Genomic DNA, 22,808 nt, shown 5'->3' on the forward strand with positions numbered 1-22,808 from the left:
TTTCTGTTGGTGATGGGTTGGCTGGTCTCGGTTGGAGAGCGAAGAGTGGCCGCACGCGACGGCCGGGGCTAGCGGCTATCCGCGGCACGCCCCACTCCTCACTCCACGGGCACGGATACGCGCGACAGCACGGTCACGCGCGGCACCTCGAGCCGCGGGTCGAGGTCGACGGCGCTGTGCACGCGGTACGCCGCCTCAAGGGCGCCCGGTGTGAGCACGCGCTCGGGCGGCCCTTCTGCGCGGAGTTCCCCGCCGGCGAGGAGCGCGAGCCGGTCGCAGGCGCGGGCCGCGAGGTTGAGGTCGTGGAGCACCGCGACGACCGCGCAGCCGTCGCGCGCGAGATCGCGCAGCAGGTCGACGACCTGCAGCTGATACGCGAGGTCGAGTGCCGACACTGGCTCGTCGAGCAGCAGCACGCGGGGTCGCTGGGCGAGCTGCTTCGCGATGAGCACGAGCTGCCGCTGCCCGCCCGAGAGCTCGGTGATCGGCCGGTCGGCGAATTCGCGGGCGCCGACCCGGGCGAGGGCGTCCTCGACGGCCGCGCGGTCGTCGGCGCGAAGCTCGCCGCGCATCCGGTCGAGTCGCCGCCGGTGCGCGTAGCGCCCAAGCTCGACGACGGCCAGCACGGTGAGCTCGGCGTCGATGCGCGTGTCTTGCGGCAGGAACGCGACGTGCCGGGCGCGATCGCGGGCCGCGAGCCGCGCGAGGCTGCCGGCCGGGGTCGCGACCTCGCCCAAGCTCGGTGCGGCGAGCCCGCCGAGCACGCGCAGCAGGGTCGATTTGCCGGTGCCGTTCGGCCCGATGAGCCCGAGCACCTCGCCGGCGCGCACGTCGAGGTCGATGCCGCGCAGCACCTCGCGGCCGCGGTAGCCGGCGCGCACGCCGCGGGCGCCGAGCAGCGTCTCGGGGCGGCTCGGCGCGATGACGCTCATGCGGCCCTCTCCCGGCGCGCGACGAGCACGAGCAGCACCGGCGCGCCGATGAAGGCGGTGACGGTGCCGGTCTGCAGCACGACGGGGTCGAAGAGGTTGCGGGCGATGAGGTCGGCGAGCACGAGGAAGATCGCGCCGAACCCCATGCTCACGGGCAAGAGCGTGCGGTGGTCGGGCCCGAGCACGAGCCGCACGAGGTGGGGCACGACGAGCCCGACGAACGAGATGACGCCGGTGACCGCGACGCCGGCCGCCGTGACGAGCGCCGCGATCGCGAGCAGGCTCTGCCGCGCGCGGCCCGTGCGCACGCCGCTCGAGGCGGCATGGTCGTCGCCGAGCGCGAACAGGTCGAGTTCGGGCACGGCCGTCGCGAGCAGCAGTGTGCCCACGACGATCGGCGCGACCGCGAGGCCAACATCGCCCCAGTTCGTCGAGGTGAGGTCGCCGTTGAGCCAGAACATCGCCTGCTGCGCGTCGTCAGAATCGGGCGCGTTCGCGATCACCGCCGCGATCACCGCGCCGAGGAACGCGTTCACCGCGATGCCGACGAGCAGCAGCGTCGCCCCTGCTCCCCCGCGCATCCCCGCCACGAGCTGCACGACCGCGACCGCCGCGAGCGCGCCGACGAACGCGGCGAGCGGCAGCAGCCACGGCGCGGCAACCGCGGCGCCCGAGACGATGACGGCGACCGCCCCGACCGCGGCCCCCGACGAGACACCGGTCACGCCGGGCTCGGCGAGCGGATTGCGGAACACCGCCTGCATCACCGCGCCCGCCGCCGCGAGCCCCGCGCCCACGAGCAGCGCGAGGGCCACGCGCGGCAGGCGCACGCCCCAAACGAGCGAGACGGTCGCGGCGGGCAGCTCGGGCACGGATACGCCGAGGCGGCCGAGGGGCTCGCGAAGCGGATCGAGCAGCGCCGCGACCACCTCGCCCGGGCTCGTGCCGACGGGCCCGATGCCGCACGCAGCGAGCGTGACGGCGACGAGCGCGACCGGGATCCCCACCGCAAGCCAGCGAGTGCGGCGGCGACTGGGCTGGTTGGCGCGGCGGCGCGACACGGCCTTCGACGCAGCGCCCGGATGCGCGGCGTCAGTCGCGACCGCCCCGGCCTCCGGATACGCGTGAGCAGCCGCGCTGCCCGTCGTCGCGGCGGCGCGCTGGGCTCGATCAATCGTGGTCATCGCGGCAAGCCTAGCGTTGTTGAGAACGATTTTCATTCCATACAATAACCCAACCGACAAGAATCTGGACAATCTCCCGGCCCACGCGACCCCAAATCAAATATGATCGGGGCATGCTTGCCAATGACGACATCATCAAAATCGCGGAGGAGCTCGCCGAAGCCGAGCGCACGCACACCGTGATTCCGCGCATCACCGCCCGCTACCCCGACGCGACCATCGACGATTCCTACGCCATCCAGGGCGTCTGGCGCGACAGCCAGGTCGCCGCGGGCCGCACGCTCGTCGGCCGCAAGATCGGCCTCACCTCGAAGGCGATGCAGGCCGCGACCGGCATCACCGAGCCCGACTACGGCGTCATGTTCGACGACACCGTCTACGAGACCGGCGCGATCATCGACTACGACCAGTTCACGAACGTGCGCATCGAGGTCGAGCTCGCGTTCGTGCTCGCCAAGCCGCTCGAGGGCCCGAACTGCTCGCTGTTCGACGTAATCCGCGCGACCGAGTTCGTCACGCCCGCGCTCGAGATCCTCAACTCGCACATCGAGCTCGAGGGCCGCACGATCGTCGACACGATCTCCGACAACGCCGCGTACGGCGGCATGGTGCTCGGCGGCGTGCCCACGCGTATCCAGGACATCGACGACATCCGCTGGGTGTCAGCCCTCGCGTACAAGAACGAGACGATCGAGGAGACCGGCGTCGCCGCCGGCGTGCTCAACCACCCCGCGAGCGGCGTCGCCTGGCTCGCGAACAAGTTCCACCAGCACGGGCAGCGGCTCGAGGCCGGCGAGATCATTCTCGCGGGCTCGTTCACGCGCCCGATGTGGGTCGAGCGCGGCGACACCGTGCTCGTCGACTACGGAAAGATGGGGACCATCACATGTCGTTTTCGCTAAGCCTTCCTCCGACCTTCAAGCAGCGCCTCGCTGACGCCGACCGCGGCCTCGCCGGAATGTGGCTGTGTTCGGGGTCGACCGTGAACGCCGAGATCGCGGCGGGGTCGGGCCTCGACTGGATCCTCATTGACGGCGAGCACGCGCCCCTCTCGCTCGAGTCGATTCAGACCCAGCTGCAGGTGCTCGCCGCGTATCCCGCCACCCCGGTCGTGCGGGTGCCGGTGAACAACGAGGTCATCATTAAGCAGTACCTCGACCTCGGCGCGCAGAACCTGCTCGTGCCGATGGTGAACTCGGGCGGCGAGGCCGCCGCCGCGGTGCGGGCCGTGCGCTACCCGCCCGCCGGCGTGCGCGGCGTCGGCGCGGCGCTGTCGCGCGGCGGTCGCTGGAACCGAATCGACGGCTACCTGCAGCGCGCGAACGACGAGTTCGTGTCGCTCACGGTGCAGATCGAGTCGGCCGCGGCCGTCGAAAATGTCGAGGACATCGTCGGCACCGACGGCGTCGACGCGATCTTCATCGGCCCGAGCGACCTCGCCGCGTCGATGGGACTCATCGGCCAGCAGACGCACCCCGACGTTGTCGCGGGAGTGCAGCGCGCGATCGCCGCGGCGCGCGCCGCCGGCAAGCCGGTCGGCATCAACGCCTTCGACCAGAAGGTCGCGCTCGGCTACCTCGACGACGGAATCGACTTCATCCTCGTCGCCGCCGACGTGTCGCTGCTCGCGCGCGCATCCGAAGCGCTCGCCGCGACGTTCGTCGAGGGTCGCTCGGCCGGCGAGACCCGCGCGAGCTACTAAGCGGCCCGGATGCGCGGGCCCGGCCGGTCTGCCGACCCACCCCGTGCATCCACCTCGGGCTACTTCGACCAACTAGCCCAAAAATCAGGGGTCGGGCGCAGCCGACTGCGGCCAACCCCCATTTCCCGGGCTAGTTCGGGCAACCAGCCCAAAACCGATACGGCGGCGGCATGGATGGGCTCGGCAGGGTCCACCCCGGCATGTATGGGGAGGGCAGCGACCAAAAGAGGTGGCCCAGGGCGCCGCGGATGCTGCGAAGCGGACGTCGCGCGCCCATCCCACCCCCGACCATCCGGACTAACGGCTATCTAGCCCGAAAACCGGGGCCCTAACCCCGTACGTGACGAGGACCCCCACTTTTCGGGCTAGTTGGCCAAACGTCCGGGCTCAAGGCCCGTCCCACTCGCGAAGCCGCGCCCGGCGCTCCCGCCCGACCCGACGCCCATCCACCGTCATCAGCCTCCCGACCACGCCCAAACCGGCCCCGGGCCGACCGCCCGACCCAGCACCCAGCCGCCTCCCGACCACAGCCCAACCGGCCCCGACCCCCACAGCCGCCCCAGGCCATCCGACCGCCTACCTACCCAAACAACGGCGCCGTCGCATCCGTCTCAAACAGCTCATCAATCAACTCAGCCGTAACATCCTCAATCCGCGCCGGCTCCCACCGCGGCTGATTGTCCTTATCGACGATCCGCGCGCGAATCCCCTCGGCGAAGTCGGGCCGGGTCGCGAGGTGCATCCCAACCCGGTACTCGCGGGCGAGCGCCGGCCGCAGTCCGGGTTCGGCCCGGGCCTCACGAATGAGCCGGTGTACGACGGCAAGCGACGTGGGCGACATGTCGCGGATGGTCGCGGCGGCTTCCCCCGCGGGCTCAACCCCAGAGGCGGCAAGCTCGTCGAGTGCCGCGAGCACCTCGGGCACCGAATCCCTGGCGTAGGCGCGGTCGATCCAATCACGCTGCGCCAGCAGAATCGCCTCGGGCGCGGCCTCGGCAACGGCGGCGATCGCTGCATCGGCCGGCTCGGTCTCGAGCCGCGTGAGTAGCTCGGGCAGCGCCGCCGACGGCACGAAGTGGTCGGCGAACCCGCCGGCGATCGCGTCGCCCGCGCCGAAGTGGCCCGCGGTGAGGCCGACGTGCATCCCCACCTCGCCCGGCATTTCGGCGAGCCGCCACGATCCGCCGACGTCGGTGAGGAACCCGATGCGGGTCTCGGGCATCGCGAGCCGCGAGCGCTCGGTGACGACGCGGTGCGAGGCGTGCGCGCCGAGGCCGATGCCGCCGCCGAATGTGATGCCGTCCATGAGCGTCACGTACGGCTTCGGCGACTCGTGCAGCCGCGCGTCGAGGTGGTACTCGAACGCGAGAAAGCGGTAGAACTTCTCGACGTGGCCCGACTCGATCGCGTCGCGCGACTCGGCAATGTCGCCGCCGGCGCACAGGCCCCGCTCCCCCGCGCCGACGAGGGCGAGCTGGCGGATGCTCGGGTCGGCAAGCCACGCGTTCACCCGCTCGTCGATGAGCTGCAGCATCTCGAACGAGAGGGCGTTGAGTTGCCGCGGCCGGTTCAGGGTGATGAGCCCGAGCCCGCCGCGCTGGTCAAAAAGCACGGGTGATGCGGTCATACCGCCCCACAGTAGCGGCCAGCAGACCCGGGAAACCTATTGTTCCGACCCGAATCGCGCCGTGTAACGCTCGGGCCGGAACCGCGGTCAGCCTACCCACCGACCCCTGGAATTCTTTGCCACCGTGCGGCGTTGCCACACAGTGCAGCCAGCCACGGCGCAAACCACGTATCGTGCTAATTCGTGCATAGCCTCATGCGATTGCCGCGACGATCCCGCTGACCGGGTATTTTCCGGCATCGCACGGATGCGCACGGACTAGGCTGCGAACTGTTTCGCACGCCCGCGAATCGACTTACCGATGCAGAAGATGGGGGAAGAGGCCATATGACCACTCCGCACACGAACAGCCCGCTGATCGAGCAGCTCGACCCCGAGATTGAGGCGATTGTCGCGGCCGCCGACGCCGCCGCCCTCGCGTTCGCTGACACCACCCCGAAGGAGCGCGGCGCCGCGCTCGTCGCCGCCGCGGACGCCCTCGACGCGAACGCTGACGAGCTCGTCAGCATCGCGCAGCAGGAGACCGGCCTCTCGGAGGGCCGCCTGCGCGGCGAGCTCAACCGCACCGCCGTGCAGCTTCGCCTGTTCGCCGACGTCATCGTCGACGGCGCCTACCTCGACGCGCGCATTGACGCGTTCGACGACGACTACGCCCTCGGCGTTCGCCCCGACCTGCGCCGCGTGCTGCAGCCCGTCGGCCCGATCATCAACTTCGCCGCGTCGAACTTCCCGTTCGCGTTCTCGGTCGCCGGTGGCGACACCGCGGCGGCCCTCGCTGCCGGCTCGCCCGTGATCCTCAAGGCCCACTCGGGCCACCCGAAGCTCAGCGTTCGCACAGGCGAGATCGTCGCCGAGGCGCTGAAGTCGGCCGGCATGCCCGACGGCGTCTTCGCCGTCATCACCGGCCAGCAGAACGGCACCGCCGTGCTGAAGGACCCGCGCATCCAGGCCGGTTCGTTCACCGGTTCGGAGCACGTCGGCCGCCTCCTCGCCGACATCGCGGCCGCCCGCCCGCAGCCGATTCCGTTCTTCGGTGAGCTCGGCTCGACGAACCCGGTGTTCGTCACGCAGGCCGCTCTTGACACTCGCGCCGCCGACCTCGTGAGCGGCTTCGTCGGCTCGGTTTCGGGCTCGGCCGGCCAGCTCTGCACGAAGCCCGGCTTCGTGTTCATCCCGGCGGGCCACGGCCTCGACGAGCAGATCGTGTCGGCCGTTGACGCCGCGAACGAGTCGACCGGTGAGCAGCGCCTGCTGAACCCCGGCATCACGCGCGGCTACAACGGCCGCCGCGACGAGGTGCTCGCCGCGAACGGCGTGCGCACGATCGTTGACGGCGCCTCGCGCGTTGACGACGACGGCCAGGGCTGGACCACCCCCACCATCGTCGCCGTGTCGCTCGACGACTTCCGCGCCGGCCGCGAGGCGATCCTCGCCGAGGTCTTCGGGCCGTTCTCGGTGCTCGTCGAGGTGCCCGAGGGCACCGACTACGCCGCGCTCGTGAACGAGTTCTTCACCGGCTCGCTCACGACGACCATCCAGGCCGCCGACGGCGAGACGAGCGACGAGCTCGCCACCCTCGTGCGCGCCCTGCGCCAAGTGTCGGGCCGCATCCTGTTCGGCGGCTGGCCGACCGGTGTTGCCGTGACCTACGCGCAGCAGCACGGTGGCCCGTGGCCCGCGACGACGAACGACTCGTCGACGTCGGTCGGCACCGCGGCAATCGGCCGGTTCCTGCGCCCCGTCGCGTTCCAGTCGATGCCCGAGGAGCTGCTGCCGGCTCCCCTCAAGGACTCGAACCCGTGGGGCGTCCCGCAGCGCCGTGGCGACGCGGGCGAGTCGAAGAGCTGGGGCTCGAGCGCTCGCTAACGTCTGATTCCGCGAACCCCGCGGTGCTGGTCTTCTGGCCACGCCGCGGGGTTCCGCCGTTTCCGGGGCAAACGGGCCCGGCGTTGTGTCCCGACCCGGATACGCGGGGCAGACACGCGGCCCGGATGCGCGCATCCGGCCCTCGCCCACCCGCCCGGGATGCGTGCGGTAGCGTCGGGCAGGTGACCCGCACGCTCAGTCTCGCCCAGGCCCGCCGCATCGCGATCGCGGCGCAGGGGCTCGACCGGCCGCGCCCCGACACCGTGACGTTGCGCCACCTCACGAGCACCGTCGAGCGCCTCGGTGTGCTGCAGATCGACTCGGTGAACGTGCTCGCCCGCGCACACCTGCTGCCGCTGTTCTCGCGGCTGGGCCCGTACGACACCGCGCTCCTCGACCGCGCCGCGGGCGAGGCCCCACGGCGCCTCATGGAGACGTGGGCGCACGAGGCGTCGTTCGTGCCGGCCGCGACGTATCCGCTGCTGAGCTGGAACCGCCGCAACTGGGGCATTCACAACGGCGAGTTCGACACGAAGCACCCGGGGCTGCTCGACCGCCTCACCGAGATCGTCGACCGCTTCGGACCCCTCACAAGCCGCGAGATCTCGGCCCACGTCGACGAGGAGCACGCTGCCCGCTCAACCGGCGACTGGGGCTGGTCGTGGAGCGCCGCGAAGACCGGCCTCGAGATTCTCTTCGACTACGGCGTCATCACCGCCGCCCGCCGCAACTCGCAGTTCGAGCGCGTGTACGACCTCACGTCGCGGGTGCTGCCGAAGCCGCTGCGCGACCGCCCCGAGGTGCCGCGCGACGAGGCGGTGCGCGAGCTCGTGCGCATCTCGGCGCGAGCGCACGGCATCGGCACGCTGCGCTGCCTCGCCGACTACTTCCGGCTCGACCAGCGTTCGACGAGCCAGGCGATCGACGACCTCGTCGACGCGGGCGAGCTCGAGCCCGTCGACGTGACCGGCTGGAACCGGCCGGCCTGGCTCGCGGCCGGCGCGCGCATCCCCCGCCGCACGAACGCTCGGGCGCTCCTCGTACCGTTCGATCCGCTCGTGTTCGAGCGCCGCCGCCTGCTCGAGCTGTTCGGGATGCACTACCGCATCGAGATCTACACGCCGGCAGCGAAGCGCGTGCACGGCTACTACGTGCTGCCGTTCCTGCTCGGCGAACACCTCGTCGCGCGCGTCGACCTCAAGCACGATCGCGCCCGGCGGGTGCTGCTCGTGCGCGGGGCCTACCTCGAGGCACCGGATACGCGGGGCGAGAAGACCTGGCCGCCCGCCGACGTCGTGGTCGCGAATCTTGCCGACGAGCTGCGCGAGATGGCGCGGTGGCTCGGCGCCGACGGCGTCGAGGTCGAGGGCCGCGGCGACGCCGCCGTCCCCCTCGCTGCCCTGGTCTGACCGACCCCGACCATCCGGGGCCCTTCTGCCTATCCGCCCATCCGGCCCCGCCTACCCGGCCGGCCCCGCACCTAGCTCCCGCTAACTAGCCCGAAAACCGGGGGTCCGTCACCTGTACGTGACGAGGACCCCCGGTTTTCGGGCTAGTTAGCCATTTGTCCGGCGGCGAGGCGGCAAGGCGGCAACCCAACAAGGCAACCCACCAAGCAGCCCCACCGACCTACTTGTTCGCGAGGCGCCAGCGCTGACCCGGGTCGGTCGCGATGCGCAGCCACTGCGCGAGGATGTTCGCGCAGACAGTCGTGATCACGATCATGAGGCCGGGCAGCACCGACTGCCACCAGGCGACCTGCAGGTACTCGCGCCCCTGGGCCACCATGAGACCCCAGCTGAGGTCGGGCGGCTGAATACCGATACCGAGGAAGCTCAGAGACGACTCGGCGAGCATGACGAAGCAGAACTCGAGCGTCGCGAGCGACACGATCGTCGGCAGCACGTTCGGGAACACGTGGCGGCCCATGATCGTCGCGGGGCTCGACCCGAAGTTGCGGGCCGCGTCGACGAACATGCGGGTGCGCAGCTCGGCGCTCTCGGCGCGCGCGGTACGCAGGTAGATTGGGATGCGCGTGATCGCGAGCACGAGCACGATGTTCGCCGCGCTCGGCGCGAAGATGTAGAGCACGACGACCGCGAGCAGCAGCGACGGGAAGCTCATGATGATGTCGCCGATGCGCATCGAGACGTTCTCGCGCCAGCCGCGGTGGTAGCCGGCCCAGATGCCCCACGCCGTGCCAATGATGCAGGCGACGACGACCGCGGCGAACGAGACGCCGAGGCTCGTGCCGCCGGCGAGCATCATGCGGGCGAACATGCTGCGCCCGATCGCGTCGGAGCCGAGGATGAACTGCCACCCCTCGCCGACGCTGAACGGCGGCAGGTTGCGGTTCGGCAGGTCGGGGCGCTGCGCGAGGTCGGTCACGAGCAGCGGCGCGATGAGCGACGTGAAGACGATGAGGATGAGCACGACGGCGGCGACGGTCGCGAACTTGTCGCGCAGCAGGAGCGCGAAGAGTCCGGGGCGGCCGTCGGTGCGCTGACGGCGCGACGCCTTCGTGGTGAGAATCGCTTCGGTGCCGCCGGCGTCGATCGCCGGCTCGAACTTCGGCTTGAGGTCGGTCATGCGCTTGCTCCCTGCGTTCCGGAGATCGACGAGGTCGAGGTGCCGACGACCGCCTTGATCGCGCCCGTCTTCACGGTGCGGATGCCGGTGGTCGGCGCAGCGTCATCGGCCTTGCCCTGCTTCTTTGCGCTGCGGCCGGTGGGGCGAACCCGCGGGTCGAGCACGGCGTAGAGCAGGTCGATGATGATGTTGAGGATGAAGATGGCGACGGCGGTGACGAGCACGGCGGCCTGCAGCACGGGGAAGTCGCGCATGAGGATCGAGTCGATCATGAGCTTTCCGATGCCGGGCCAGCCGAAGATCGACTCAACGACGACCGCGCCGTTGATGAGGCCGACCGTGAGGTCGCCGGCGACGGTGAGCGCGGGGGCCGCGGCGTTCTTCAGCGCGTGCCGGGTGACGACGAAGAACTTCGTCGCGCCGCGGCTGTAGGCGACCTTGATGTACGGCTGCCCGAGCACGGTGACCATCGAGCCGCGCACGATCTGCGCAAGCACGCCGACCGGCCGCATCATGAGGGTCGCGACGGGGAGGATCCACACTTCGGGCCCGCCCTGCACGCCCGAGGTCGGGAGGATGCCGAACGAGATCGCGAAGATCCAGATGCCGAGAATCGCGAGCCAGAAGTCGGGCACGCTCGCCGCGACCATCGAGAAGAAGCTCACGATGCGGTCGGCGACGCCGTTCGGCTTGAGCGCGGCCCAGCAGCCGATGACGACGGCGATGATGATCGCGAACAGCATCGTGAAGAACGCGAGCTGCAGCGTCGCGGGGAACGCCCGCAGCACCATCGCGCCGGCCGATTCGCCGGTGCGCATCGACTCGCCGAAGTCGAGCGTGAACGCGCCGCCGATGAAGTTCATGAGCTGCTGCAGAATCGGCAGGTCGAGGCCGTTTCGGGCGGCGAAGTCGGCCTTCATCTCGGGGGTCGCGCTGAGCGGCAGGTAGAGCGACGAGGGGTCGCCCGTGAGCCGCGCGAGGAAGAAGACGCCGATGACGACGACGATCAGCGGGATCGCGCTTTGCAGTATTCGTTTGCCGAGGTAGGTGAACACGTGGGTTCCTCTCTGAATCCGTGTGTGTCGAAGCGGCCGGCTAGGCCGACGTCACCGTTGAAATTCGCAACTCGTCGCCGGAGGCCGAGTTCGGGGTGTAGTGGATGCGGTGGGAGATGCCGAGCATGCCGGTCTGGTGGGAGATGAAGGCGAGCTGCACGATCTCTTCGTTCTCGTACTTGAAGATCTCCTCGTACGCTTCCTGGCGCTCCTCGTCGGAGAGCGGTCGGGCGGCGTCGATCATCGCGTCGAACTCCTCGGTGCCGAACTCGCTCTGGGGTCCGTCGGAGAGGAAGTACTGGTCGGTCGAGAACTGGGCGTCACCGGCCTGGTTGCCGTGCTGGATCATGAGGATGACGGGGCCCTGGTTCGTGACGAACGGCGCGGTCTGGTACTGCAGGTGCTGCGAGGTTTCGAGCATGAGCAGGTTGATGTTGAGCCCGATTTCGGCGAGCTCGCCCTGGAGGATCTCGGCGAGCTCCTGAATCTTCGGGAACTGCGCGGTGCGCACGACGAGGTTGATCTCGGTGTCGACGGGGGTGCCGTCGGCACGCGCCTCTTCGACGAGTTCCTTCGCCTTCTCGACGTCGAACGGCCACGGCTCGAGCGAGTCGTTGTGGCCGACGACGCCCTCGGGAATCAGCTGGGCCGCGACCTGGTCGCCGTTCGGGTAGAGGGCGTCGATGATGCCCTGCCGGTCGATCGCGTAGTTGATCGCCTGGCGCACGCGAATGTCGTCGAGCGGCGCGACGTTGCCCTGGAAGCGCAGGCCGACCGTCTCGTTGTTCGGGTAGCTCACGCCGTAGTCACCGATGCCGTCGTCTTGGCTGAGGCCGGTCGCGATGTCAGCCTCGCCGTTCGTGACCATCGCGGCGCGCACGCTCGCCTCGCCACGCCAGACGTATTCGACGTTCGGGAACTCGGGCTTGTCGCCCCAGTAGTCGGCGAACTGGTTGAGGTGGATGCTGTTGCCCGCGTTCCAGTTCGCGATCTCGTAGGGACCGGTGCCGGCAGGCTCGCGCACCTTCTCGGTGTCGGAGGTGGCGGGCGAGACGATCTCGATGAACGAGAGCTTGAGCGGGAGGATGGGGTCGGGCTCTTCGGTCGTGATCTTCAGCGTCGTCGAGTCGACGACGTCGAGGCCGAGGTCGGAGTCGCCGAAGACATAGCCTTCGACGTTGCAGCCGAGCTCGCTGTTCACGGCGCGGTCGATCGAGTGGGCGGCCGCCGCGGCGTCGAACTTCTCGCCGTCGTGGAACGTGACGCCCTCGCGCATCGTGAACACCCACTCGGTGTCGCTCGTCTGCTCCCAGCCGGTCGACAGGAGCGGCTCGAGCTCACCGGTTGAGGGCTCGCGCTCGACGAGCGGCTCGGTGATGTTCGAGCGCACGACGACGCCGGTCGAGGTGAGGTTCGCCTCGCAGGCCTCGAGCGTCGGGGGCTCCTGCTGCAGCACGACGCGCACCGTGTCGCCCTCGAGGGCGCCGACGCCGGAGTCGATCTGCGAGTTCGCGACCGTGCAACCGCTGAGCAAGGCGACGATCGGCACTGCGGCGATCGCCCCGCGGGCCAGGCGCGCGGACTGCTTCGGAACTGCGGAACGTGTCATGCCGATTGGCTCCTTTGCCATGGATGGTGGAGGTGTGGGGGTCGAAGGCTTGTGGTGCCGACCGCTCTGTCGACGAAGTCTCGTCTCACCAGGGTGTGGCAATTGTGCGGGGGCGGCAACGGGCATTCCGCACCACAATTCGCCGAATGCCGCGCATTTGCCGAATTTGCGTATCCGAAACCCGCGGAATTCCAAGGGAATCGGGGCATGGATGCGCGGGGCGAATTGATCAATGCGTTTTGCCACTTAGACGCTTCCAGTCGCCGCGAACTAGCGTGAGCCGCATGAACGCCACTCCCGTACTGCAGGTTGGCGGGCTGCTGCCGGCACTCGAAGCCGAACTCACCGACGAGTTCGATCGCCGAGTGTACGACCAGGCCGCCCCACTCAGCCCCGAAGCCGCCGCCGAAATTCGCATCGCCGTGACGAGCGGCCGCACCGGCCTCAAGGCCGACCTCATTGACCAGTTGCCGAACCTCGAACTCGTTGCGAACTTCGGGGTGGGATACGACGGTAACGACACGCAGGCGCTCGCCGCCCGCGGCATCAAGCTGACGAACACGCCCGACGTGCTCAACGCGTGCGTCGCCGACACGGCGCTCGGGCTGCTGCTCGCGGCGTTCCGCCAGTTCCCCGAGGCGGAGCGATTCACCCGCGCCGGCGGCTGGGCCGAGGGCCGCAACTACCCGCTCACGCGCCGCTTCTCGGGCAGCACGATCGGCATCCTCGGCATGGGCCGGATCGGTGCCGAGGTCGCGACCCGCGTCGAGGGCTTCGGCTGCGAGGTGCTGTACCACAACCGCCGCCCCGTCGAGGGGTCGAGCGCCGAGTACGTCGACAGCCTCGTTGAGCTCGCGCGGCGCAGCGACGCGCTCGTCATCACCGTGCTCGGCGGACCGTCGACGAAGCACCTCGTGAACGCCGAGGTGCTCGAGGCGCTCGGGCCCGACGGCATTCTCGTGAACGTCGCCCGCGGCACGGTCGTCGACGAGCAGGCACTCATCGCGGCGCTCGAATCGGATGCCCTCGGTGGTGCCGGCCTCGACGTCGTCGAAGACGAGCCGAACGTGCCGGCGGCGCTGCTCGACAAGCCGAACGTCGTCGTGTTCCCGCACGTCGGCAGTGGCACGCACGAGACGCGCGCCGACATGAAGAACCTCGTGCTCGCAAACATTCGGGCGTACCTCGCCGGCGAAGAACTTCTCACGCCGGTCGCCCTTTCGTAACCCGAAATTCCGGGTGGCGGAACGGCCGATTCCACTTTCAGCATCACCGCATAGCCGAGTTAGATAGCGAATCGACCAACCGCCGCCGGATATTTCCTACAGTGAAAACACCCCCAGACTTCTTCTTTCGTAAAGGATTTGGCATGACAACGAAGTTCACCCCGCAGGAGCTCGCGCAGCATCTTGGCAGCGGCCTGCTCTCGTTCCCGGCAACGGCGTTCACCGCCGACTACGAGTTCGACGAGGCCGCCTACCGCAACCACATCGAGTGGCAGTCGAGCTACGACGTGGCCGGCCTGTTCGCCGCCGGCGGCACCGGAGAGGGATTCTCGCTCAGCGTTGACGAGTTCCCCCGCGTTGTGCGCGCCGCCGTCGAGTCGGCCAACCCGAACGTGCCCGTGCTCGCGTCGGCCGGTGGCTCGACGAAGCAGGCCATCGCGAACGTGCAGGCAGCGGCCGAGGCCGGCGCCGAGGGCGTGCTCGTGCTGCCCCCGTACCTCACCGAGGTCGACCAGGAGGGCCTGTACAACCACCTCGACGCGATCGCCTCGTCGACCGACATCGCGCTCATCGTCTACAACCGCGCGAACGCGATCTACACGCCCGCGATTCTGCAGCGCCTCGCCGACAAGCACCCCCACTTCATCGGCTTCAAGGACGCGATCGGCAACATCGAGCACCTCGCCCGCGTGCGCGCGGCGCTCGGCGACCGCCTCTTCTACCTCGGTGGCCTCCCCACCGCCGAGACCTACGCGCTGCCCCTCCTGAAGATGGGCATGAGCACCTACTCGTCGGCGATGTTCAACTTCGTGCCCGAGTTCGCGCTCGACTTCTACGCGGCCGTGCGTGCTGAGGACGAGCCGAAGGTCAGCCGCCTCGTGCGCGACTTCGTGATTCCCTACCTCGACCTGCGCGACCACAAGCAGGGCTACGGCGTCTCGATCGTGAAGGCCGGCCTCAACGTCGTCGGCCGCAGCGTCGGCCCCGTGCGTCCCCCGCTGCAGGACTTCACCGAGGCCGAGCTCGCCGAGCTCGACGCGCTCGTGAAGACGGTGCAGGTTTCGGCGTAACGTCGACCAACAGCGCGGATACGCGCGACGGTGAGCGCTCTGGCCTTCGGGCCGGGGCGCTCATCCCGTTTCCAGCCGTGGCGCCCGTGCGGCGGCGGCCGAGGCCGGCGGTGGCGCCCGGGCCTCGAATGCGACAATTGTGCGGATGAAGGCACACGAAGTGGTTATGGCGTGGGTAACCGACGAGCTCGCGAGCGGCCGTCTGCACGTCGGCGACCACCTGCCGAGTGAGCGCACGCTCGCCGAGACGCTCGGCATTTCGCGCAGCTCGGTGCGCGAAACGATGCGCGTGCTCGAGGCGCTCGGCACGATCCACACCTCGACCGGCTCGGGACCCCGCTCGGGCACGATCATCACGGCGGCCCCCGAACAGGCGCTCACGCTCGCGCTCAACCTGCAGCTCGCGACGCGGCAGGTCGATCACCACCACATCTTCGAGATGCGGCTGCTGCTCGAGACGTGGGCGGCAGAACACTCCGACCCCGCCCTCGGCGACTGGGAGAGCGCCGAGCGGCTGCTCGACCTCATGGACGACGACGCGCTCCCCGTCGAGGACTTCCTCGCGCTCGACGCCGAGTTCCACGTCGTGCTCTCGCGCGCCGCCGACAACCCCCTCATCAGCACGCTCATGGATGCGCTGCGACTGTCGATCGCCGATCACACGCTCGCGCTCGCCCGCGCGATTCCCGAGTGGGCGACGACCTCGCAGCGACTGCGGGGCGAGCACCAGGAGATCGTCACCGCGCTGCGCGAGGGTGACCGCGCGGCCGCGACCGAGCGTATCCAGGCCCACATTCGCGGGTACTACTTCGAGACGTCGGCGGCCGCCGAAGGGGCTGGCGGCCCCGGCGCCTGACTGTACGTTGTTGACGCGGTCGGTGCGAGCAGCCTACGCTTGTGTGGTCTGACCACATGGTCATGCCACACGTCTGGCCCGCCCTGCGTCCGCCCGGACACCGGGTAGCTCAAGGGAGAGCTGCATAGGCGCGCGCGTCGAAACCGCTCCCACTCCGGCATCCATGCCCGGGGCGTAGCCTGAAAATCATCGAAAGCGGAAAGGTCTCCACAATGGTGCAACGTCAGCTGCCGAACCCCTCGGATATCTTCGAGTACCTGCAGTTCAAGAAGCCCGATTTCAACCTCAAGCGCCGCCGCCTGTCGAGCGCGTTGACCGTCGCCGACCTGCGGAAGATCGCGAAGCGCCGCACCCCCGCGGCCGCCTTCGACTACACCGACGGCGCCGCCGACGAAGAGCTCTCGATGCGCCGCGCTCGCCAGGCGTTCCGCGACATCGAGTTCAACCCCGACATCCTGCGGCCCGCCGAGCACGTCGACACGACCACCAACATCCTCGGCGGCACGAGCGCACTCCCCTTCGGCATCGCGCCGACCGGATTCACGCGGCTCATGCAGACCGAGGGCGAGACCGCCGGCGCCGGCGCTGCCGCGGCCGCGGGCATCCCGTTCTCGCTGTCGACCCTCGGCACCACCTCGATCGAAGAGGTGCAGCGGGTCAACCCGAACGGGCGCAACTGGTTCCAGCTCTACGTCATGCGCGACCGCGAGATCTCGTACGGCCTCGTCGAGCGAGCGGCGAAGGCCGGCTTCGACACGCTCATGTTCACCGTCGACGCGCCCATCGGCGGCAACCGCATGCGCGACACCCGCAACGGCTTCTCGATTCCGCCGCAGCTCTCGGTGAAGACGATCGTCGACGCGATTCCGCGGCCCTGGTGGTGGTGGGACTTCCTCACGACGCCGAAGCTCGAGTTCGCGTCGCTCTCGTCGACCGGCGGCACCGTCGGCGAGCTCCTCAGCTCGGCGATGGACCCGACCATCTCTGACGACGACCTCTCGATCATCCGCGACATGTGGCCCGGCAAGCTCATCGTGAAGGGCGTGCAGAACGTGCCCGACGCCGTGCGCCTCATCGACAAGGGCGTCGACGGCATCGTGCTCTCGAACCACGGCGGCCGCCAGCTCGACCGCGCGCCCGTGCCGTTCCGGCTGCTGCCCGAGGTCGTGCGCGAGGTCGGCAGCGACGCGAACATCATGCTCGACACCGGCATCATGCACGGCGCCGACATCGTCGCCTCGATGGCGCTCGGCGCGAAGTTCACGCTCGTCGGCCGCGCCTACCTCTACGGACTCATGGCCGGCGGCCGCGAGGGCGTCGACCGCATGATCGAGATCCTCGGCTCGCAGATTCGCCGCACGATGGCGCTGCTCGGCGTCTCGACCATCGAGGAGCTCGAGCCGCGGCACGTAACGCAGCTGCAGCGGCTTGTGCCGGTGCAGGGGTCGGCGGCCGCGCCCGCGGGGGCGCGGGTGACTGGGGCGTAGGTCGGTTTGGTCAGGATGGTCTGTGGCGGAGACGGCGGCGGATGGGGGTGGCCGGCGACGGCGGCCGGGGCCGGGTGGTCTGTGGCTGGGCAGAGCGGCAATGACGGCCAACCAATTCGGTGGTGCGGATGCGCGGCCGGGGCCGTGCGCGCTTGCCAGCCCTGGGCATCCGGACAAATGGCTAACTAGCCCGGAAAGTGGGGGTTCGCGACAGCCGGCTGCTTCTGGCCCCCGCTTTTTGGGCTAGTTGGCGTAACTAGCCCGAAATTGATGCGGCCGCGGCATGGATGGGCGGGGCAGCGGCCAGCACGGCATGGATGGGTCGGGCGGCGGGTCGGTGGGCTCGACGCCGCCGCGACCCCTACCGAACCTGGCGCTCGAGGGGCGAGCCCTCGGCGAGCAGGTCGATGTTGTGGGCGATGTCGCGGGCTCGGGCGATGAACACCTGCTCGGCGTGGCCCGAGTGGTGAGGGCTGAGCACGGTGTTCGGGAGGCTCGCGAAGCGGGCGACCGACTCGGGGGCGCGGAGTCCGTCGTTGCCGCCCCACCACACGTCGAGCGCGGCACCCGCGATCGTGCCGTCGGCGAGGGCCTGCGCCACCGCATCCTCGTCGAGCACGCCGGCACGGGCGACGTTGATCAGGTGCGCGTTCGGGCGCATCGAGTGCAGCGCCGAGCGGTCGATCATGCCGCGGGTCGCATCAGTGAGCGGGGCGCACACGACCACGACGTCGCACTCGCCGAGAAACTCGGTGAGCGCGTCGAAGCCGTAGACTCGCTCGAACGCCGATCCGGCCGGCACGCCCGAGGCGCCGTCGCGGCGCAGGCCGATCGCGCGCATCCCGAGCCCCGCGCCGAGCGCCGCGACCTCGCAACCGATCTCGCCCGTGCCGATGACGCCGATCGTGTCGCCAATCGCGAGGCGATGGTACGGTGTGCCTGGGGCCGAGGCGACGGTGCGCCACTCCCCCGCGCGCAGCTGCGCGTCGGCCGCGAGGGCGCGCCGGCGCAGCATGAGCAGCTGCATGATCACGTGTTCGGCGATCGAGCGGCCGTGGTGTCCGGTGTTGCAGACGGGGATGCCCGCAGGCAGCAGGTCGAGGTCGACCCGGTCGATGCCGGCACCGGTCACGTGGGCGAGCCGAAGCGGGGTGTCGCGCAGGTCGGCGGGCGCCGCGAGCTTCGAGAGCACGAGCACGTCGGCGTCGGCGCACGCGCCCGCGAGCTCATCGGGGTCGCCCGACGTCGCATACACCCAGTCGTGCGGCGACTGCGTCGCCTCGAGGTGCGCGCGGAACGGCGCGATGATCGGGTCGCTGACGACGACGCGCAGGGGCGCTACCACTTCGGAATCTCCGGCGAGAAATCGGGGCGCACGCGACGCATGTAGGTCGTGTCGTCGCGCTGCGACTGACCGGCAGCAAGGTACTGCTCGTGCAGCTGGGCGAGGCGGTCGCGGTCGAGCTCGACGCCAAGGCCCGGGCCGTCGGGCACGTTCACCGTGCCGCCCGAGATCGTGAACACGTCGCCGACGATGACGTCTTCGTCGGGGCGCTTCCACGGCCAGTGCGTGTCGCAGGCGAAGTTGAGGTTCGGGGTGGCCGCCGCGAGGTGGATCATCGCGGCGAAGCTGATGCCGAGGTGCGAGTTCGAGTGCATCGAGAGCCCCCACCCGACGGTCTCGCAGATGCCGGCGAGCAGCTGCGAGCGCTTGAACCCGCCCCAGAAGTGGTGGTCGCTCAGCACGATGTCGACGGCACCCTGCTCGATCGCGGGGCGCACGTGGTCGAACGACACGACGTACATGTTCGTCGCGAGGGGGATGCTCGTGCGGCGGCGCACCTCGGCAAGACCTTCGAGGCCGACGGTCGGGTCTTCGAGGTACTCGATGACGCCCTCGAGCGCGTCGGCGACCTTCACGGAGCTCTCGACGTTCCAGGCGCCGTTCGGGTCGACGCGCAGCAGCACGTCGGGGAACGCCTCGCGCAACGCGAGAATCGTCGCGACCTCGACGTCGGGCTCGAACACGCCGCCCTTGAGCTTGAGCGCGCGGAACCCGTACTTGTCGATGAGTCGGCGCGCCTGTTCGACGATGCCCTCGGGGTCGAGCGCCGGGCCCCACTCGTCGTCGGGGCCCGGGTTGCCGGCCTCGTCGATGTGGCCGCCCCACTTGTAGAAGAGGTAGCCGCTCAGTTCGACGCGCTCGCGCACGCGCCCGCCGAGAAACTCGGACACTGACACCCCCGCGAGCTTGCCGCGGATGTCGAGGGCCGCGACCTCGAACGGCGAGAGCACGCGGTCGTCGGCCGCGGTCGTCGTGACCATGCCCGACATGCCGTGGCCGCCGACGATCGCGTCGTTCGCGAGCGCCGCCTGCACGCGGCGGCGCAGCTCGTTCGTGTTCGCGACGTCGACGCCGAGCAGCGATTCGGCCGCAAGCGCGAGGCGCTGAATGTGGCCGGCGTCGCCGTAGGTCTCGCCGAGTCCGACGATGCCGCCGGCGGTGATGACCTCGACAATCGCACGCAGGGCGAAGGGCTCGTGCACACCGACCGAGTTGAGCAGCGGCGCGTCGTGGAACGCGACGGGCGTGATGACGATCTCGGCGATCGCCGCCTCGGTCGAATCGGTCAGCTGGTCGGCGCTTACGCGCATACGGCGGATCTGTTCCACGGGCCTCATTGCCTTTCGTCGATGTGCACTCACTGCAAATACACGGCAGAATCAGCCTAAGTCGCCGAAAAATGCCGACCAACTTGCCTTATGGAATAATCAATGCCGGGAAGGTATTGATGTTCTCATTAATTCAAATGGAATGCTTCGTCGCCGTGGCCGAAGAGTTGCACTTCGGTGAAGCGGCCGCACGACTCCAGATGACGCAGCCGCCGCTGAGCCGGCAGATTCAGCAGCTCGAGCGCGAGCTCGACACGCAGCTGTTCGTACGCACGAGCCGCCGCGTGGTGCTCACCGAGGCCGGGCGAGTGCTCCTCCCCCACGCCCGCCAGCTTCTCGACCTCGCCGACCGCGCGGCGACCGACACCCAGGCGGTCGGTCGCGGCGCCGAGGGCAGCCTGTCGATCGCGTACACCGCGATGGCCGGGCGCAGCATCCTGCCCGCCATCGTCAAGCTCGCGAACAAGCACCTGCCGGGCGTGCGCCTCAACCTCAGCGAGAGCATCACGGCCGACCAGCTCGACGAGATCGAGCGCGGCACGGTCGACATCGGCCTGCTGCACCCGCAGCTCGCGCGGCCGTCAATCTCGGAGCGGGCGCTGCACACCGAAGACATGCTCGTCGCGGTGCACACGGGCGGCCCGCACGGCGACACGGATGCGCCGATTCGGCTCGACGCGCTGAAGCGGGAGCCGCTGCTCATGTACTCGCCGAAGACGGCCCGCTACTTTCACGACCTCGCCCTGCTCACGCTGAAGCGCTCGGGCGTCGAGCCGCACATTTCGCAGTACGCGGGGCAGATTCCGGTGCTGCTGTCGCTCGCGAACGCCGGCATCGGCTACGCGATCGTGCCCGCGTCGGCGCGACACTTTTTGCCCGAGGGCGTGCGCCTGCGCCCGATCGATTTCGCTGCGGTGAACGCGCAGCCGGTGCAGTCGACACTCTCGCTCGCGTGGAGCACGGCGACGACAAATCCCGTCGTCTACCGATTCCTCGACGTGCTCGAAGAGGATGTTTCGCAGCCGCACTCGCTCATTCGCGCGACGCAGCTCGTGTAATTTCTCGCGGAATTTTCGCACGACCGAATTTCGTTCATCCATTTTCTGCATCGAGCAATACGGCAATGGCCTTTGTGCGGTGCCGCGCGCCGCCGATAGCCTCGGGGAGAATTGGTCATCACTCAACGAGGAGGATCCATGGCCGAGCCATTGCTCGAAGTCGACGACCTGCGCGTCGCGTTCCAGGTTGGCGACACGCTCGTCGACGCAGTCCAGGGCGTCAGCCTCGATCTCGCGCCGGGAGAGATCCTCTCGATCGTTGGCGAATCGGGGTCGGGCAAGAGCACCGTCGTGAACGCGGTGCAGGGGCTGCTCTCCCCGAACGCGAAGATTCAGGGCGGGTCGGTGCGCTTCGACGGCCGCGACATGCTCCGCCTCAGCGAGGCCGAGTGGCGCCAGGTGCGCGGCAAAGACATCGGGTTCATTCCGCAGGACCCGGCCGGCTCGCTCAACCCCGTGCGCAAGGTGGGCACGCAGGTCGCCGAGCCGCTGCGCATCCACGGCCTCGCCGACCGCAAGACCGCGGCGAACAAGGCGGTCGAGCTGCTCACGATGTCGGGCCTGACCCACCCCGAGGAGCGGGCGAATCAGTACCCGTTCCAGTTCTCGGGCGGCATGAAGCAGCGCTCGCTCATCGCGGGCGCGCTCTCGACGAACCCGAAGCTCATCATCGCCGACGAGCCCACCTCGGCGCTCGACGTGACGGTGCAGAAGCAGATTCTCGACTACATCGACCAGCTCGTGCGCGAGCTCGGCGTCGCCGTGCTCATGATTACGCACGACCTCGGCCTCGCCGCCGAGCGCAGCGACAAGGTCGTGGTCATGCGCAAGGGCGAGGTGGTGGATGCGGGGCCCGCCCGCGAGGTCATGTCGAGCCCCAGCGCGGCCTACACCCGCACGCTCATCGACGCGGTGCCGAAGATGGACGCGTTCGACACCCGCGCCACGCGCATCCGCGAGGCCGAGGCGGAGGCCGAGCCCCGCCCGCTCGTCGAGACCCGCGACCTCGTGAAGATCTTCGACCTGCCGCGTGGCGGCGCCGCGCGCACGCTGACGGCAGTCGACCACGTCAATGTGAAGATTCGCCGCGGCGAGACCCTCGCGGTCGTGGGCGAGTCGGGCTCGGGCAAGAGCACGCTCGCACGCATCATCCTGCGGCTCGAGGAGCCGACGAGCGGGCAGATTCTGTTCGACGGGCAGGACATCACGAAGCTCGGCGGCAAGCAGCTGCGGCGCCTGCGCCAGCGCATGCAGATGGTCTACCAGAGCCCGTTCGACTCGCTGAACCCGCGCATGACGATCGCGCAGCTCATCGCCGAACCGCTGAAGTCGTTCAAGGTGGGCGATGCCGCGTCGCAGAAGAAGCGGGCGCGCAGCCTGCTCGACCAGGTGTCGCTGCCGTCGAGCCTCATCGACCGGTTCCCCGACGAGCTCTCGGGCGGGCAGCGACAGCGCGTTGCGATCGCCCGGGCCCTCGCGCTCGACCCCGAGTTCGTCGTGCTCGACGAGGCCGTTTCGGCGCTCGACGTGTCAGTGCAGGCGCAGATTCTCACGCTGCTCGACGAGCTGCAGCACGAGCTTGAGCTGAGCTACCTCTTTATTACGCACGACCTCGGCGTCGTCGCCGAGTCGGCCGACACCGTCGCGGTGATTCAGCACGGCAAGGTGCTCGAGTACGGGCCGACCGCCGAGATCTTCCGGCATCCGAAGAGCGCGTACACCGAGAAGCTGCTCGCGGCGGTGCCCGCGCTGTAGCGCATGGGTTGGCGGCGCATGGGCTGTCGCAAAAGCACGGTCGGGCGAGGGTCCGACCGTGTTTTTGTGCCAACCCATGCGGGCTTCGGGCGTGCGGTCGGCGCGGATGCGGGGCGAGG

General features: G+C 69.4%; 18 protein-coding genes. 10 read left to right on the top strand and 8 right to left on the bottom strand.

The genetic code is table 11. The features are described 5' to 3' along the window. Positions 1–98: 98 nt before the first annotated feature. Positions 99–932, bottom strand: coding sequence for an ABC transporter ATP-binding protein (locus G328_RS0107480; protein ID WP_020722872.1), 834 nt, complete (start codon positions 930–932; stop codon positions 99–101). Further along, on the bottom strand, positions 929–2,116 hold the full coding sequence (locus G328_RS0107485; RefSeq protein ID WP_019618726.1) for a FecCD family ABC transporter permease: 1,188 nt from the start codon (positions 2,114–2,116) through the stop codon (positions 929–931). Before G328_RS0107485 ends, G328_RS0107480 begins: the two co-directional genes overlap by 4 nt. A gap of 113 nt (positions 2,117–2,229) precedes the next feature. Here G328_RS0107485 and G328_RS0107490 point away from each other — a divergent pair, with 113 nt between their 5' ends. Together G328_RS0107490 and G328_RS0107495 are read left to right on the top strand one after the other, a co-directional pair. Further along, a complete protein-coding gene (locus tag G328_RS0107490) occupies positions 2,230–3,018 on the top strand; it encodes a fumarylacetoacetate hydrolase family protein (RefSeq protein WP_019618727.1) in 789 nt (262 codons plus the stop codon). After that, positions 3,003–3,818, top strand: coding sequence for an HpcH/HpaI aldolase family protein (locus G328_RS0107495; RefSeq protein WP_019618728.1), 816 nt, complete (start codon positions 3,003–3,005; stop codon positions 3,816–3,818). Before G328_RS0107490 ends, G328_RS0107495 begins: the two co-directional genes overlap by 16 nt. A gap of 580 nt (positions 3,819–4,398) precedes the next feature. Here G328_RS0107495 and G328_RS0107500 read toward each other — a convergent pair. Next, positions 4,399–5,445: an enoyl-CoA hydratase/isomerase family protein gene (locus tag G328_RS0107500; RefSeq protein WP_019618729.1), complete on the bottom strand. Its 1,047-nt coding sequence runs from the start codon at positions 5,443–5,445 to the stop codon at positions 4,399–4,401. A gap of 327 nt (positions 5,446–5,772) precedes the next feature. Between G328_RS0107500 and G328_RS0107505 the strand changes: the two genes are divergently transcribed. Together G328_RS0107505 and G328_RS0107510 are read left to right on the top strand one after the other, a co-directional pair. After that, positions 5,773–7,311 (top strand): aldehyde dehydrogenase (NADP(+)), encoded by a 1,539-nt coding sequence (locus tag G328_RS0107505; RefSeq protein WP_019618730.1) that lies wholly within the window; start codon positions 5,773–5,775, stop codon positions 7,309–7,311. A gap of 182 nt (positions 7,312–7,493) precedes the next feature. Beyond that, entirely contained in the window at positions 7,494–8,720 is a 1,227-nt protein-coding gene (locus tag G328_RS0107510; RefSeq protein ID WP_019618731.1) for a winged helix-turn-helix domain-containing protein, read from the top strand. A gap of 220 nt (positions 8,721–8,940) precedes the next feature. Here G328_RS0107510 and G328_RS0107515 read toward each other — a convergent pair whose 3' ends face one another. The 3 genes from G328_RS0107515 to G328_RS0107525 are packed head-to-tail and all read right to left on the bottom strand — an operon-like array spanning position 8,941 to position 12,564. Then, positions 8,941–9,900 carry an ABC transporter permease gene (locus G328_RS0107515; RefSeq protein WP_019618732.1) on the bottom strand — a complete coding sequence of 320 codons (960 nt, stop codon included), beginning with the start codon at positions 9,898–9,900 and terminating at the stop codon, positions 8,941–8,943. Beyond that, on the bottom strand, positions 9,897–10,955 hold the full coding sequence (locus tag G328_RS0107520) for an ABC transporter permease (RefSeq protein WP_019618733.1): 1,059 nt from the start codon (positions 10,953–10,955) through the stop codon (positions 9,897–9,899). The genes G328_RS0107515 and G328_RS0107520 overlap by 4 nt, the downstream gene beginning before the upstream one ends. Before the next feature lie 40 nt (positions 10,956–10,995). Further along, the gene (locus G328_RS0107525; RefSeq protein ID WP_019618734.1) at positions 10,996–12,564 is read right to left on the bottom strand and encodes an ABC transporter substrate-binding protein; all 1,569 of its coding nucleotides are present in this window, start codon (positions 12,562–12,564) and stop codon (positions 10,996–10,998) included. A gap of 284 nt (positions 12,565–12,848) precedes the next feature. Here G328_RS0107525 and G328_RS0107530 point away from each other — a divergent pair, with 284 nt between their 5' ends. The 4 genes from G328_RS0107530 (at position 12,849) to G328_RS0107545 (ending at position 17,203) form a co-directional block, all read left to right on the top strand. Then, on the top strand, positions 12,849–13,790 hold the full coding sequence (locus G328_RS0107530) for a 2-hydroxyacid dehydrogenase (protein ID WP_019618735.1): 942 nt from the start codon (positions 12,849–12,851) through the stop codon (positions 13,788–13,790). A 143-nt stretch (positions 13,791–13,933) separates the two neighbouring features. Next, the gene (gene kdgD / locus G328_RS0107535) at positions 13,934–14,860 is read left to right on the top strand and encodes a 5-dehydro-4-deoxyglucarate dehydratase (protein ID WP_019618736.1); all 927 of its coding nucleotides are present in this window, start codon (positions 13,934–13,936) and stop codon (positions 14,858–14,860) included. Between the two features lie 145 nt (positions 14,861–15,005). Then, positions 15,006–15,716 carry a FadR/GntR family transcriptional regulator gene (locus tag G328_RS0107540; protein ID WP_110463815.1) on the top strand — a complete coding sequence of 237 codons (711 nt, stop codon included), beginning with the start codon at positions 15,006–15,008 and terminating at the stop codon, positions 15,714–15,716. A gap of 212 nt (positions 15,717–15,928) precedes the next feature. After that, positions 15,929–17,203, top strand: coding sequence for an alpha-hydroxy acid oxidase (locus G328_RS0107545; protein ID WP_019618738.1), 1,275 nt, complete (start codon positions 15,929–15,931; stop codon positions 17,201–17,203). A 361-nt stretch (positions 17,204–17,564) separates the two neighbouring features. On the opposite strand, the gene G328_RS0107550 is transcribed toward G328_RS0107545, so the two are convergent. Further along, entirely contained in the window at positions 17,565–18,548 is a 984-nt protein-coding gene (locus G328_RS0107550) for a 2-hydroxyacid dehydrogenase (protein WP_019618739.1), read from the bottom strand. After that, a complete protein-coding gene (locus G328_RS0107555; RefSeq protein WP_019618740.1) occupies positions 18,542–19,858 on the bottom strand; it encodes a glucarate dehydratase family protein in 1,317 nt (438 codons plus the stop codon). Before G328_RS0107555 ends, G328_RS0107550 begins: the two co-directional genes overlap by 7 nt. 155 nt (positions 19,859–20,013) lie before the next feature. Here G328_RS0107555 and G328_RS14715 point away from each other — a divergent pair, with 155 nt between their 5' ends. Then, positions 20,014–20,934 (top strand): LysR family transcriptional regulator, encoded by a 921-nt coding sequence (locus tag G328_RS14715; protein ID WP_019618741.1) that lies wholly within the window; start codon positions 20,014–20,016, stop codon positions 20,932–20,934. A 138-nt stretch (positions 20,935–21,072) separates the two neighbouring features. Then, the gene (locus G328_RS0107565; protein WP_019618742.1) at positions 21,073–22,689 is read left to right on the top strand and encodes a dipeptide ABC transporter ATP-binding protein; all 1,617 of its coding nucleotides are present in this window, start codon (positions 21,073–21,075) and stop codon (positions 22,687–22,689) included. Positions 22,690–22,808: the final 119 nt, after the last annotated feature.

The organism is [Zimmermannella] faecalis ATCC 13722, from assembly GCF_000381765.1.
Classification (GTDB): domain Bacteria; phylum Actinomycetota; class Actinomycetes; order Actinomycetales; family Microbacteriaceae; genus Gulosibacter; species Gulosibacter faecalis.